Here is a 14,900-nt window from a genome sequence, read left to right on the forward strand (position 1 = left end):
GAGGTACTTTGTCTCATTTTGCACTTTCAGACCGATACCTGTTCACCTTATCATACAATTCTGGCAAATTGCGTAGTGATATAAACAACGTGATATTTGCAATGTTTATTCATCTGCTTCTAGCATTTTTATTCGTGTAGGGATTTAAAACCATGGAAAAACCGCAGATCCATACAGATATACCCAAAGTTTTATTCACTGTTCTTTTTATTTCTTTTTTTATTATCGCCAGTTTTTGGATCCTAAATCCCTTTATTGTGGGTTTTATTTGGGCTGGAATGATTGTTGTTGCAACGTGGCCTTTACTTCTTATTATTGAAAAACGGGTAAAATACCGTTGGTTATCAACCATGATAATGATGATTTTGATATTACTGATCTTCGTTATCCCTATTATCTTATTAATTAGTAGTGTCATTGATAATAGTGCGCCTTTAATAGAATTAGCAAAATCACCTTCGAATATTCAGCCGCCTCAATTATTATGGCTTAACGAAATCCCAATGATAGGGAGCAAGCTTTATGATACATGGCACTCTATCCTTGTCTCTGGTGGTAATGCGTTAATCTCAAAAATCCAGCCTTATGTCGGACAAGCTGCAAACTGGTTTTTTGCTCAAGCCTTAAATATTGGTCGATTTGCCCTACATTTGGGTGTGATGTTGTTATTTTCTGGCTTACTGTTTTTACAAGGCGAAAATGTCGTATCTTGGTTACGTCATTTTGCCATTCGTTTAGCCGGTCAGCGTGGTGATGCTGCAATCTTACTTGCATCCATGTCTATTCGTGCTGTCGCATTAGGCGTGGTTTTAACCGCATTAATTCAAGCGATTGTTGGTGGTATCGGTCTCGCTGTGTCTGGCGTACCTTATGCGACTGTATTAACGGTCATTATGTTTATTTGCTGCCTTGCTCAAATAGGCCCTTTATTAGTACTGATCCCTTCCATTTTATGGCTATTTTGGACAGGTGATACCACTTGGGGCATTGTTATGGTGATTTGGGGGGGCGCCGTTGCAACAATGGATGGTGTATTACGACCTTATTTAATCAAAATGGGTGCTGATTTGCCTATGGTATTAATTCTTACGGGTGTTATTGGGGGGATTTTAACATTAGGTATGATTGGATTATTTATTGGCCCTGTTGTTCTTGCTGTTGCACATAGCTTATTAAATGCATGGATTAATGAAGTACCAAAACCTAATCCTGATTTAACTGAAACAGTAGAATTTATGAATAAAAACTTTATCGAAAAAGAATAAATAATAATGGAGCATGTAAGTGTAGCTACTTACATGCTCTAAAAATAACAGAGTAAAGTTTAATAAAGATTATCAATTTAGGAATAAACTATTATATTTTTATATTGAAACTTACAATTTGAAACAAATTACATTTTTTTAAACCTGTTTGTTACCAGCAAGTTATATTCACTTTCAAATAAGCTTATATTCTTTTTATTGAGATAATTCTTAGAGCATAATTAACGCATTTCTCTTAATATAAATATCAACGAAACAAATATTTCATCAAATTAATAATTTTGCCTTTCATATTAATAGATTAATTGGCGAGATTAAAGAATATAAAATATTGCTGTGTGTAGTCTTTGCCTGTCAGCCCATGATAGGCTTTTTTTTTGCCTATTATTTAATAATTGTATAAAAAAAGCTCACATTATATTGTGAGCTTTTTATTTATAGCAATGATATTAATTCTATTGTGCTAATTTTACCCAAGTTTTAATTACGGTATCTGGGTTTAAAGATAAACTATCAATTCCCTCTTCCATTAGCCATTGTGCAAAATCTTCATGGTCAGAAGGTCCTTGACCACAAATACCCACATATTTTCCATTACGTTTAGCGGCTTGGATTGCCATTGATAATAATGCTTTCACTGCATCATTGCGTTCATCAAACAGTGCAGAGACCACACCTGAATCTCGATCAAGACCTAATGTTAATTGGGTCATATCGTTAGAGCCGATAGAGAAACCATCAAAGTGTTCTAAGAATTTATCTGCTAATAAGGCATTTGATGGAATTTCACACATCATAATGACTTTTAAGCCATTCTCACCACGTTTCAAACCATTTGCCGCTAATTCATCAATAACTTCTTCAGCTTGGCGTACAGTACGAACAAATGGGATCATGACCTCAACATTCTCTAAGCCCATATCATTACGAACACGTTTTACCGCTTCACATTCAAGCGAGAAACAGCGACGGAAATCGTCAGAAACATAACGGCCCGCACCACGGAATCCTAACATTGGGTTCTCTTCATCTGGTTCATAACGATCGCCACCCACTAAGTTGGCATATTCGTTAGATTTAAAGTCAGATAAACGAACGATAACGCGTTTAGGCCAGAATGCTGCTGCTAATGTTGCAATCCCTTCCGTTAATTTACTAATGTAATACTCAACTGGAGATTCATAGCCTGCCATCATTTCATTGATTTCAGCTTTCAGTGCTTCAGTTTGGTCGTCATACTCTAGTAATGCGCGGGGATGCACACCAATCATACGGTTAATAATAAATTCTAAACGCGCAAGACCGACACCATCATTTGGTAAGCCTGCAAAATCAAATGCACGATCAGGATTACCGACGTTCATCATGATTTTGAGCCCTAATTCAGGCATATTATCGATTTCAGAGCTCTGAATAGAAAAATCCAGTTTGCCATCGTAAACAAACCCTGTGTCACCTTCAGCACAAGAAACAGTTACAACTTGTCCTTCAGCAATACATTCTGTTGCATCACCACAACCCACAACCGCTGGAATACCCAATTCACGAGCAATAATTGCAGCGTGACATGTTCTACCACCACGATTAGTCACAATCGCAGAGGCTTTCTTCATGATAGGTTCCCAATCTGGATCTGTCATGTCAGTAACCAACACATCACCCGCTTCAATTCTATCCATCTCACTTAAGTTATGGATAACTTTAACGGCACCCGTACCAATACGATGACCAATAGCACGGCCTTCGATAATAACAGAGCCACTTTCATTTAATTGATAGCGTTCCATCACTTGTTGGTTAGAACGAACAGTTTCTGGGCGAGCCTGAACAATGTATAAACGACCATTATGTCCATCTTTAGCCCATTCGATATCCATTGGACGACCATAGTGGCGTTCAATCAATACAGCTTGTTTAGCTAGCTCCTGAACTTCATGATCAGTCAAAGAGAAACGATTGCGCAGTGGCTCTGGCGTATCTTCGATACGGACTTGTTTACCATGTTCAACGCTGTCTGCGTAAACCATTTGGATCTTTTTAGAGCCAAGATTACGACGAACAATAGAAGGTAGACCTTTTGCTAAAGTTGGCTTGTGTACATAAAACTCATCCGGGTTAACAGCACCCTGTACAACCATTTCACCTAAACCATAAGCTGATGTAATAAAGACAACTTGATCAAATCCAGATTCAGTATCGATGGTAAACATCACACCTGAAGAAGCGAGATCAGAACGCACCATACGTTGAACGCCAGCAGATAATGCAACACCACGGTGATCATAACCTTGGTGAACACGATAAGAGATTGCGCGATCGTTAAATAACGAGGCAAATACGTGTTTGATTGCAACGAGTATGGCATCAATACCTTGAACGTTTAAAAACGTCTCTTGTTGACCGGCAAAAGAAGCATCAGGCATATCTTCTGCAGTCGCAGATGAACGAACGGCAAATGAAGCTTCAGATTCACCTTCACTTAATGTGAGATAAGCATCGCGAATGTCTTTTTCAAACTGAGGCGTAAAAGGTGTATCAATTACCCACTGGCGAATTTGATTACCTGCTTGAGCCAGTTGATTAACATCATCAACATCAACGCTATCAAGTAATTCATAAATACGCTGATTGATACCGCTCTGTTCCAGAAAATCATTAAACGCTTGCGCTGTGGTAGCAAACCCATTAGGAACAGAAACACCCAGTTCCGCTAGGTTTGTGATCATTTCACCGAGGGAAGCATTTTTCCCACCAACACGATCAACGTCATTCATACCTAATTGGTTATACCAAAGCACATTGCACGGGGTGAGGCTATTGCTGGACATTGAGAACAATCCTTTTTTAAACAATTATGAGAGAGAGAAAAAAAGAAAAACCCGCTGTCAAAATGACAACGTAAATAAGCGTATCACAATGTGATGCTGAATATAGAAAGGTGAATCGATCAACCAGAAAACTTTATTTTTTTATCCTTTATAATCACTAAAAATGCTTTAGATAATATTGTTTGATTTGCTAATTCAGCTAAAAAAAGGTGAGCGTTATGATATTAAGCTTGAATTCTATTAATTGTGATAATAATGAACCCATTGATAGGACAGTCTTTTTTATCTCTGATGGTACAGCAATTACGGCAGAAGTATTAGGCCATGCGGTACTTTCTCAATTTCCATTAAAAATGAAAAGTTATACATTACCTTTTGTTTCTACTGTAGAAAGAGCTGAAGAAATAAAACAGAAAATCTCTGAAATTTATAAAAAGAGTGGTGCTAAGCCTCTTGTTTTTTATTCTATTATCAGCCCTGAAGTTAAACAGATAATAAATAGTAGTGAAGGTTTTTGTCAGGATATTGTGCAATCTCTCGTAATACCACTCGAAAAAGAAATGGGGATCCAGGCATCACCAAAATTAAACAAAACCCACGGATTAACTGAAAAAAACCTTAGCAAATATGATGCTCGTATTGCTGCAATCGAATACACCCTTTCCCATGATGATGGTATATCATTACGGAATCTCGACCAAGCTCAAGTGATATTAATTGGTGTTTCTCGTTGTGGAAAAACGCCCACCAGCCTCTATTTAGCTATGCAATTTGGTATTCAAGCTGCTAACTATCCATTTACTGCAGATGATATGGATTTCTTAAAACTACCAGCGGAACTAAAAGAATATCAGCATAAATTATTTGGCTTAACCATTGCACCAGAACGTCTTGCTGCTATCCGAAGTGAACGTCGTGAAAATAGCCGTTATGCATCAATTCGCCAATGTAGAATCGAATTAGCTGAAGTGGAAGCCCTTTTTAGAAAAAACAATATTCCTTATCTCAACACCACTAATTATTCTGTTGAAGAAATTTCAACCAAGGTAATTGATTCTATGGGATTAGCGAGAAGAATGTTTTAACTCTTTCTGGCGACTTTTTTATTCGTTTTTCTCTGTGAACGCTGTTGAAATTAGCTGAATTTCGTTTATTGTGATCTTAATCACTGGGTAGACTTACCCTGTATATTTATTGAGATGAATTATGTTAAAGACTGACGAACTACGGACTAAGGTGCTAGACAGTCTGGTAACACCAGAAACCTTAGCAAAAGAGTTCCCCATTTCTGATGAGATAACCCAAAATATCACATCAGCACGTAAACGAATTGAAGCGATCCTTACCGGCGAAGACAAACGACTATTAGTAATTGTAGGGCCTTGTTCTATTCATGATCCTAAAGCCGCCAAAGAGTACGCCACTAAGCTTAATCAGCTAAAAGAGCATTATCATGAGCGCTTAGAAATCGTCATGAGAACCTACTTTGAAAAACCACGTACAGTCATTGGCTGGAAAGGCTTAATCTCCGATCCTTACCTTGATAATTCTTGCAATGTCAACGAAGGTATTCGCCTTGCGAGAAAGCTATTAATTGAAATAAATGCATTAGGTTTACCCACTGCAACTGAATTTCTCGATATGGTTACAGGCCAATATATTGCAGATTTAATTAGTTGGGGCGCCATTGGTGCAAGAACAACTGAAAGCCAAGTTCATCGTGAAATGGCTTCTGCACTCTCTTGCCCTGTGGGGTTCAAAAATGGCACCGATGGTAATACCCGTATTGCTATTGATGCTATTCGCGCTTCTCGTATAAGTCATACTTTCTTATCACCTGATAAAAATGGCCGTATGACGATTTACCAAACCAGTGGTAATCCTTATGGTCATATTATTATGCGTGGAGGTAAAAAGCCGAATTATCACGCAAGTGATATCGCTGATGCGGTTGATGCACTAAAACAAGTAGATTTACCAGAGCATCTTATTATCGATTTTAGTCATGGCAACTGTGAAAAAATTCATCGTCGCCAATTAGAAGTAGCCAGAAATGTTGGTCAGCAAATTAAAGATGGCTCACAAGCGATTGTAGGTGTGATGGCTGAGAGCTTTTTACAAGAAGGCTCACAAAAAGTCGTACAAAATAAACCGCTTAATTATGGGCAATCGATCACTGATCCTTGTTTAAGTTGGAATGACACAGAACAACTTCTTGAATTATTAGCACAAGCCGTTGAGAGTCGATTTCGATAAACTTATTTATTAAGGGGTAACCTTTACCCCTTTTATTTTGTCTTCTGTTTTCATCTAAATTCCCCCCCTTTATTGACGTTATATTTTGAGAAAAATATAAGTCCCTTTTATTCCATTGTTTTAATTTTCATCGCATAGCGTTTAGTTATTCACAATATGACTTAAATTTACCAGTTTACGTTAAAAAAAGCTTGTCTAAACACTTTTGTTAACGATAATGATTATCATAATGATAACGCTTATTACTCTTAGTGTATTATGAATAAAAAAGCTAATAATTTGGATAGTTCTTTAACTAAACAGAATTCTCATTCTTCAATAATTCAATCAATCAATAGCATTGAGTTATTGGGTAAAGATGGCGTGGTTTACATTCAACATAACGGAGAGTTGTATCAACTGCGTCAAACAAAGGCGGGAAAATTAATCCTGACTAAATAATCATTTTGACAATAACGTGCAAGCCACCTACTCCCTCAGCTAGGCAGCCAGCTAAATAACTCCATATACAAGGACTTTTTATGGACATTTATGGTATGTGTATGCTGAAAAAACATTTCAAATATTCAGGTATAGCGACAGCACTTTGCTTGTTGTACTCCCCTATTGCCTCTGCACAATCAGATAATACAGAGATGGACTCTCTAACGGTTGTCGGTCATTCCATTGATAAAACAACTCACGACTTTCATTCCATTATTGATAGTTCGACACCTCAAGCACAAACTGCATCAACCACTGGTGAAATGCTAAATAAAGTGGCTGGTGCAACCCTATCAGGAACAGGTGTTACAAATGGCGCAAACATCCTTATGCGTGGCTATGATCAAAAAGGCGTTAAGATCTTAGTCGATGGTATCGAGCAACCTTTAGAAAATACTATCAATAACTTAGGTGGTATTTTTCTCGATCCTTCATTAGTGAAACGTATTGATATAAAACATGGTTCATCCCCTGTATTACACGGTAATGGGGCAATGGGCGGTGTTGTTTCATTTCAAACGCTTGAGCCTCGTAACTTATTAAAAATAGATGAGAAACTCAGTACTAAATTATTTACCTCGCTTTCATCTGCTGATAGGCACTTCACTTATGGAGGGATTATTGCGGGACGACACGATATTGCTGAAGGTTTGTTCGCATATAGCCAACGCCAACGAGGTCCTATTCACTTAGCAAGTGGTGACAAACTCGAAAATCACGAACATATTAATAATTTTTTTGCTAAAGCCTATCTCTATCCAACAGAAAATCAGACCCTTATTTTTTCAGCAAGACACTATGAGAATAAAGGTACTCAGCGAGAAGTTTTGCATCGCATGGGTGGGTTTGGTAAGAATGAAAGTAACCAAGTAGAACGACAATCTAAACAGAAAAATTATTCTGTCACTTATCATTATGAGCCTGAAATACAAAGTTGGATTAATTTAACCAGTCATTTGTATTACTCACAATTCAATATTAATCAAATATTTTTAACCGATACTTCCCTTTCTGATTATCAACGTAGAAAAAACCAACAAGGGAAAATAGGTAGAAATGAAGATCGGACACAATTAACTTATGGGCTAAAAATTGAGAATAACTCTCAATTTTCCTATTCAGATAAATTAAATCAAAAAATCATTTTAGGCACAGAAGCTTATCAACAAAAAATGGTTTCTAACCAAGCGGCAAAAAACTTCCCTCTTGCAAAAATGGTTTATGTTGCTGGTTGGGTAGAAAGTCAGCTCTCGACACCACATTTACCTTTAGCATTAACAACTGGTTTGCGTTATCACTATTATAAAAATAAACCTCAAAGTGAGCTAAATTCGCTTTTAGAGGATTTTAAACAACATAAACCCGATTTTCATCAAACAAGTGAAAACAATATTAGTAAAAATATTGCCCTAACCTTTACACCAACACAATGGTTACAACTCTATACCTCATATTCAACCAATATGAGAGTACCAACGCTAAATGAAATGTTTAACGACTCTCTTCATTTTGAAATACCGGCTATTTTTGGTCGTACAGCAAAAGGATTTTGGATCCCTAATCCTAATCTTAGCCCTGAAAAAAACCGTACTTGGGAATATGGTGGAAAACTGACTTTTTCGCACTTATTAGCATCTGATGATGAATTTTCTCTGAATGTAGCTTATTTTGATACGAAAGCGATAGACTATATTACATATGACATTTGGGATGCTCGTGTATTAACGAAAAAACTTCATCTGCAAGCCATTAATATTCCTCAGGCACTTATCGACGGTGTTGATCTCGGATTACGCTATTCACATCCATTAATTTCTATTGGGCTTGGTTATAATCGTACTCGAACCCTTGAATTAACTACGCATGAAACCATTTCGCCTGTTCGCCCTGAAGTACTTACAACCTTTATTCAACTTCCTATTGCTAAAACCCCCTTCTCATTAGGGTGGTCAGGAAAATTTGCCAGTGCAACAGAAAATAAAGGCACACATAAAGGAAGAGCGCCTCACGTAAAAGGTAAAACAACAAATCGAATGCAAGAGCTGATTACTCAATATCCCGGCTATGGTATTCATGATTTTTTAATCAGTTATCAATCTCAAAACAATAAAGATATTCAAGCTGCATTGGTACTTTCTAATGCCTTTAATCGAGAATATTTCTCGGCATTAGGTGTGCCACAAGAAGGTAGAAATATCAAAATGTCCGTCAGTTATCGCTGGTAGATGAGGAGCAATGATTTATATAACAAAGGGCTGTTTAACAGCCCATTCAATAACGGAGATCCATCTGCATGTCTCAGTCATCTTTATTGATAAAATTTAGTTTGCTGGCTGTTGCTGTCTCTTCTGCTTGTGTGTCTGCACAAGAGAAAACACAAACTAATGAGGGAAGAAAATCAGAGGTACTTACTGTTTATGCAACAGGTAATGAACGCGACAGCTTTACATTGCCCATGATGTCAACGGTTATAAAAAATAACAATGCGTTGTCAGAAACTGCAGGAAGTGCTTCTGAATTACTTCGTCATGTACCTGGAATTTCTATTTCAGGGGCAGGTCGTACTAATGGTGAAACCATCAGTATGCGTGGATACAGTAAAAATGGAATACTGACACTTGTAGATGGCGTGCGCCAAGGAACAGATACTGGTCATATCGACAGTATTTTTGTCGATCCTTTGCTTATAAAACAAGTTGAAGTTATTCGTGGCCCTTCTGCTCTTTTATATGGTAGTGGAGCTCTTGGCGGTGTTATCGCTTACGATACTGTTGATGCAAGCGATCTGCTTTCAAAAAACGAACAAGGGGGCGTACGTGTTACTGGTCTTGGTAATACCGCTCAACATAGCCAAGGTTTAGGTGTCACTGCTTTTGGTAGACACGATAACCTTGATGGACTTATTGCATTATCAGCTCGCGACAAAGGCGATACCCGCTATGGTGGCGGTTATCGTGCTCAAAATGACGAAACCATTATTAATCTTCTTTCTAAAGGGCGTTGGTTAATTGATGATAGCAACACGTTAAGTGGACAATTCCGCTATTATCATAACAATACAAATCAACCCAAAAACCCTCAAGTTCCCTCAAACCCTACACTTACAAATGTAGAAACTGATCGCACCACGACACAAAAAGATGTTCAGCTAACCTATCAATTTGATCCTTCAGATTCACAATGGATTAATTTGAAAACACAGGCTTACTACAGTCAAGTTGATATCAATGCCAAAACGATACAAAAAGGATTTGAAGGTCGAGAACAAAAAACCTATGGCGTAAAACTCGAAAACCGCTCACAAGTAGGTACATACAGCTTTGCATCACATGGATTGACTTATGGTGGCGAAGTTTATAAACAAAAACAATCACCAAGCCAAAATGCAGAAAGCTTCCCACAAGCCGATATCCGCTTTATGTCAGGTTGGGTACAAGATGAAGTCACTTTACGTGATTTACCTGTCTCCTTAATTTTAGGAACGCGTTTTGACAAATATAAAAGCCAAAACGATCGTTATGATGATATTACTGCGGATAAATGGTCATCAAAAGGAGCAATCAGTATTACACCCACTGATTGGTCGATGCTTTATACCTCTTACTCACAGGCATTTAGAGCACCAACTTTAGGTGAGATGTATAACGATGCAAAACATTTTGATGCACCTTTCCCCGGCGCACCAACAAACTATTGGCGTCCAAATCCTAATTTAAAGCCTGAAACCAATTCAACAACTGAATACGGATTCGGTTTTCAATTCGACGACTTATTATCTAATAATGATAATCTGAAAATTAAAGCTGCCCATTTCAATACTCGTGCAAAAGATTATATTGATGCAGATGTTGCTATTTTTCAGGGATATACACAATCAACAAATATTCCAAGAGCAACTATTTGGGGGTGGGATGTTTCTATGAGCTACCAATCAAAATTCTTTAATTGGGATTTAGCTTACAACCATACCAAAGGGAAAGATAATGCGACTAATGCCTCAATTACCTCAATTGAGCCAGATACATTAACCAGTCGCTTTGATGTTCCTGTACCAAGTACTGATTTTTCTGTGGGTTGGGTTGGTCAATTTACTAAGAAAACGGACTTTACCAAACATGACCGTTTTAATCGTCCAAGCAATCGCCAACAGGCAGGTTATGGCGTTAATGATTTTTACCTTCGTTATGAGGGTGATGCCTCATTTAAGGGGCTAACAACCTCATTTGTACTGAGTAACGCATTTGATAAAACTTATTATTCTTCTGCAGGTATTCCTCAAGAAGGCCGAAATGCAAAAGTACTTGTGAGTTATCAATGGTAATTAACAATAAAATCAACGATACAATAGGAGTTTCTGTGAATAAATCTCTTTATGAGAGCTACCTGCAAGCTAAAACGGACAAAAAAGCACCGTATGCGCGTGATCTCGCTTCTTACTTAAATGTCAGTGAAGCTGAACTCACTCACGCCCGTGTAGGGCATGATGCAAAACGTCTACGCAATGATGTACAAGAATTATTAAAAGCCTTAAGTAAAGTGGGTGAAGTCAAAGCCATTACTCGTAACGATATCGCCGTTCACGAACATCTTGGTGAATACACAAATGCCCGTTTTAGCGATCATGCTGGCTTAATTTTAAACCCGCGAGCAATGGATTTACGCTTTTTCTTCGCTTATTGGTCAAGCATTTTTGCACTTACCGAAGAGACATCAAAAGGAACGCGTTATAGTATTCAGTTCTTTGATATGCATGGTGATGCATTACATAAAGTCTATACGACAGATAACACAAATATGGATGAATGGGATGCACTTATTCAATCATTCTTATTGGAAGAAAACCCGGCTCTCGATATCACACCTGTTGAACCCTACTCAAACACACCCGTTAGTAATGAATTAGCGGAACAACTTGAACAACAGTGGCGTTCAATGACTGATGTTCACCAATTCTTCAAATTACTAAAAGAAAATAACTTAAGTCGTCAACAAGCATTCAAAGCTGTTCCTGATGATCTTGCTTATCAAGTCGAAAACAACGCCCTGAAAACCTTGTTAGAACTCGCCAAAGAAGAACAAAACGAGATCATGATATTTGTCGGTAGCCGTGGCTGTGTACAAATTTTCACAGGTCAAATTGACCGCCTAGTCCCTCATCAATTTGAAAATAGCGAACAAGTTTGGATCAATGTTTTCAATCCTGCTTTTACTCTTCATTTAATTGAAAGTGAAATTGCAGAAAGTTGGGTAACACGCAAACCAACTCAAGATGGGTTTGTTACTAGCCTTGAGATCTTTGATAGCAAGGGGCAACAAATTGCTCAACTCTATGGACAACGTACTGAAGGCACTGCCGAGCAACAACAATGGCGTGAACAAGTGAATACTCTCACTAAAACCGCCTAATCGGAGAATGATTTAATGAAAAAATGGCTTCTTTTGATCCTGTGTAGCGTAATGTCGTTCATCACTTCAGCTAATGAACGTATCGTTACTATTGGTGGTGATATTACAGAAATTGTTTTCGCATTAGGTGCAGGCGAGCAAATTATTGCAAGAGACAGCACCAGCTTAGTTCCTGAACAAGTGAAAACGCTTCCTGATGTAGGTTATATGCGAATGCTAAACCCTGAAGGGATCTTATCTGTCAAACCAACCTTGATCATTACCAGCGAATTAGCTCGCCCTTCTTTGGCATTACGCCGCATTAAAGAAGCCGGAGTCGCTGTAAAAACCATTACAGGTACACATTCATTAGAAGCCATTAATGAAAAAATAGACACTATTGCGACTGCTTTAAATAGAGAACAAGAAGGCAATCAACTAAAAGAGAAACTCGCCCTCTCTATCAAACAAATTTCAACCACTCCTATCGATAAGAAAGTCATTTATATCATGAGTCATGGTGGCGTTATTCCAATGGCTGCGGGTCAAGATACTGCCGCAGATACCATTATTTCACTGGTTGGTGGTAAAAATGCCATGCAAGGATTTACAAGCTATCGTCCACTTTCTCAAGAAGGTGTTATTGCAAGCCAACCTGATATTTTGCTTGTAACCAAAGAAGGTATTAAAGGCATTGGCGGAATTGAGAAACTATGGGAATTACCCGGCATAAAATACACACCTGCGGGTAAAAATAAGCATTATGTTGTTGTTGATGACATGGGGTTATTAGGCTTTACCCTTTCAACACCAGAAGTCATGCATCAAATTCGTCAAGCGTTGGAGCAATAATGTCTCGTTTTCGTTCACCGTGGGTGAGTATTCTACTCTTACTCTTTTTGCTCACTACCGTTACATTAATTTCTGTGAATAGCGGAGCATTAGCCCTTTCGTTTCATACATTATGGAATAGCTCTTTTGATGACATGGAATGGCAAATTTGGCTAGATATCCGTTTACCTCGCGTATTATTAGCCATTCTTGTTGGAGGTGCTTTAGCAATATCCGGCGCTATAATGCAGGGATTATTTAGAAATTCGTTAGCTGATCCCGGTTTATTGGGTATTAGTAGCGGTGCAGCACTAATGGTTGCCATCGTTATTATTCTACCGTTCTCTTTTTCGCCAGCCTTTGCATTCTACAGTCATATTGTCGCCGCCTTTGTTGGCGGCTTAATTGTAGCAATGATTATCTTCTCATTACATCAATTGAGTGATGGTAATTTAGCGCGGTTATTGCTTGCCGGTATTGCTATCAATGCGCTTTGTATGTCCTTTATTGGTGTATTAAGTTACATCAGCACTGACCAACAATTACGTCAATTCTCTCTTTGGATGATGGGTTCATTAAGCCAGATTGACTGGAAAACCTTATCTATTGCTACTCTTGTGATCATTCCCGTCAGTATTTTGGCATGTTGGCAAAGCCATAAATTAAACCTATTACAACTGGGTGATGAAGAGGCACATTACTTAGGACTAAATGTAAGAAGAACCAAGTTTATTTTGTTACTTCTTAGCGCCATCCTAATTGGTTGTGCTGTTGCACTGAGTGGTGTTATTGGATTTATTGGACTTGTGGTTCCACACCTTATTCGCATGCGTATTGGTAGTAATCATGTATGGTTATTACCTGCCACCATTTTGGGTGGTGCAACACTGTTACTCGCCGCTGACACATTATCACGAACACTAGTATCTCCAGCTGAAATCCCTGTTGGACTCATTACTGGATTAATTGGTGGCCCTTATTTCCTTTGGCTTATCTTACGACAACCCGCAGGAAGAATGTCATGATTGAAAAACAAAACACGCCATTGCTCTATGGAAATAATTTAACTTATCAAATTGGCAATAAGACCATTATTGATGATGTGTCTCTTTCACTTAATGCAGGGGAATTGGTTACCATTATTGGTCCTAATGGTGCAGGAAAATCGTCGCTATTACGCTTATTAACAGGCTATACAACACCAACGCAAGGTCAGTGTTATTTTAAACAAAAAACCTATTCACAATGGAATAGCCAACAATTAGCGCAAAACCGCGCTGTTATGCGACAAAACAGTCAGCTTTCATTTTCATTTTCAGTAGAAGAAGTGGTTGCTATGGGAAGAACGCCTCATGGACAACAACATAAGAAAATTGCAATTGAGACTGCGCTGCTACAAACGGATTGTTTAAAATTTAAGGATAGAGACTATCGCCAATTATCGGGCGGTGAGCAACAACGTGTACAGCTTGCTAGAGTGTTAGCGCAATTATGGCACCCTATGCCACAAGAAGCTGTCTTATTCCTTGATGAGCCAACCTCCGCACTTGATCTTTACCACCAGCAACATAGCTTACGTTTATTAAAACAATTAGCAAAAACACAAAATCTTATGGTGTGTTGTGTTTTGCATGATCTTAATTTAGCGTCTCTTTATGCTGATAGAATTTTATTACTGCATCAAGGAAAGCTAGTTTGTGAAGGCACACCACACAGTGTACTCACAACCGAGAATATTCAAAAATGGTATGGTGCAGATGTGAGTGTTAATACTCATCCAGAACATTTTTATCCTCAAGTATTTCTACGTCCTTAAAAGAATTTTAGCCATGGTTATTTTTACTAAGTCACC

The 14,900-nt window shown here is 38.1% G+C and carries 11 protein-coding genes; 10 read left to right on the forward strand and 1 reads right to left on the reverse strand.

What is annotated here, in order from left to right:
* Positions 1–152 precede the first annotated feature (152 nt).
* A complete protein-coding gene (gene ydiK / locus DK857_RS13945; protein ID WP_109402476.1) occupies positions 153–1,265 on the forward strand; it encodes an AI-2E family transporter YdiK in 1,113 nt (370 codons plus the stop codon).
* A gap of 455 nt (positions 1,266–1,720) precedes the next feature.
* Here the strand turns inward: ydiK and ppsA are convergent, their stop codons facing one another.
* Positions 1,721–4,093: a phosphoenolpyruvate synthase gene (gene ppsA / locus DK857_RS13950; RefSeq protein ID WP_109394266.1), complete on the reverse strand. Its 2,373-nt coding sequence runs from the start codon at positions 4,091–4,093 to the stop codon at positions 1,721–1,723.
* Positions 4,094–4,311: 218 nt separating this feature from the next.
* Between ppsA and ppsR the strand changes: the two genes are divergently transcribed.
* From ppsR to DK857_RS13995, 9 genes are all read left to right on the forward strand, one after another.
* On the forward strand, positions 4,312–5,178 hold the full coding sequence (ppsR, locus tag DK857_RS13955; RefSeq protein WP_109402477.1) for a posphoenolpyruvate synthetase regulatory kinase/phosphorylase PpsR: 867 nt from the start codon (positions 4,312–4,314) through the stop codon (positions 5,176–5,178).
* A gap of 121 nt (positions 5,179–5,299) precedes the next feature.
* Positions 5,300–6,349: a 3-deoxy-7-phosphoheptulonate synthase gene (locus DK857_RS13960; RefSeq protein ID WP_109402478.1), complete on the forward strand. Its 1,050-nt coding sequence runs from the start codon at positions 5,300–5,302 to the stop codon at positions 6,347–6,349.
* A gap of 258 nt (positions 6,350–6,607) precedes the next feature.
* Positions 6,608–6,790: a hemin uptake protein HemP gene (gene hemP, locus DK857_RS13965; protein ID WP_088495769.1), complete on the forward strand. Its 183-nt coding sequence runs from the start codon at positions 6,608–6,610 to the stop codon at positions 6,788–6,790.
* Positions 6,791–6,870: 80 nt separating this feature from the next.
* Positions 6,871–9,057, forward strand: a complete 2,187-nt coding sequence (locus tag DK857_RS13970) for a TonB-dependent receptor domain-containing protein (RefSeq protein ID WP_109402479.1) — start codon at positions 6,871–6,873, stop codon at positions 9,055–9,057.
* Positions 9,058–9,125: 68 nt separating this feature from the next.
* Positions 9,126–11,153 (forward strand): TonB-dependent hemoglobin/transferrin/lactoferrin family receptor, encoded by a 2,028-nt coding sequence (locus tag DK857_RS13975; protein WP_109402480.1) that lies wholly within the window; start codon positions 9,126–9,128, stop codon positions 11,151–11,153.
* A 35-nt stretch (positions 11,154–11,188) separates the two neighbouring features.
* A complete protein-coding gene (locus DK857_RS13980; protein ID WP_167394844.1) occupies positions 11,189–12,238 on the forward strand; it encodes a hemin-degrading factor in 1,050 nt (349 codons plus the stop codon).
* A 15-nt stretch (positions 12,239–12,253) separates the two neighbouring features.
* The gene (locus DK857_RS13985) at positions 12,254–13,069 is read left to right on the forward strand and encodes a heme/hemin ABC transporter substrate-binding protein (RefSeq protein WP_109402482.1); all 816 of its coding nucleotides are present in this window, start codon (positions 12,254–12,256) and stop codon (positions 13,067–13,069) included.
* Positions 13,069–14,073, forward strand: a complete 1,005-nt coding sequence (locus DK857_RS13990) for a FecCD family ABC transporter permease (RefSeq protein WP_109394259.1) — start codon at positions 13,069–13,071, stop codon at positions 14,071–14,073. The genes DK857_RS13985 and DK857_RS13990 overlap by 1 nt, the downstream gene beginning before the upstream one ends.
* Positions 14,070–14,864: a heme ABC transporter ATP-binding protein gene (locus DK857_RS13995; protein ID WP_109402483.1), complete on the forward strand. Its 795-nt coding sequence runs from the start codon at positions 14,070–14,072 to the stop codon at positions 14,862–14,864. Before DK857_RS13990 ends, DK857_RS13995 begins: the two co-directional genes overlap by 4 nt.
* Positions 14,865–14,900 lie beyond the last annotated feature (36 nt).

The sequence above is a fragment of the Proteus terrae genome (assembly GCF_003144325.1).
Classification (GTDB): domain Bacteria; phylum Pseudomonadota; class Gammaproteobacteria; order Enterobacterales; family Enterobacteriaceae; genus Proteus; species Proteus terrae.